The organism is Pseudidiomarina fusca (assembly GCF_032227045.1).
Taxonomy (GTDB): domain Bacteria; phylum Pseudomonadota; class Gammaproteobacteria; order Enterobacterales; family Alteromonadaceae; genus Pseudidiomarina; species Pseudidiomarina fusca.
This window is the reverse complement of sequence record NZ_JANFPJ010000032.1, coordinates 1-413: the sequence shown is the minus strand read 5'-3', so window position 1 is coordinate 413 and position 413 is coordinate 1. Positions and strand designations below refer to the sequence as shown.

Annotated in this window: 1 protein-coding gene; it reads right to left on the bottom strand. The window is 43.6% G+C overall.

What is annotated here, in order from left to right:
- Positions 1–19: 19 nt before the first annotated feature.
- A partial coding sequence (locus NOG12_RS11670; RefSeq protein ID WP_313933345.1) for an ATP-binding protein occupies positions 20–413 on the bottom strand: 394 nt, incomplete at its 5' end.

The window sequence follows — 413 nt, the reverse complement described above, 5'->3', positions numbered from 1 at the left end:
AAAATTGACCCACCTGCGATCAGGTTTTGCTAACTTTCTCCTTCAGTCGATAGCTTTCTCCTCCGAGCATAAATATGTGTGAGTGATGGATGATGCGGTCGATGATCGGTACCGCAACATTGTCATCATGGAAGAACTCACCCCAACTGGTAAAATCTTTGTTCGTTGTTAAGATGATAGACCGATATTCGTACAAGCTATTGATTAGCTGGAATAAGTTGTAACGCGACTGACGCGACATGGGTAAGTAACCCAACTCATCAATGATGATGAGATCGTATTTACTTAGCTGTGTGAGCCGCTTTTTGAGCTCTCCCTTCATTTCGGCAAGCTCAAGTTCCTCTACCAGCGTCAATGCGTTTCTGAACAAAACTTTATATCCAGCTTGGATTGCTTCATGACCGATCCCAATG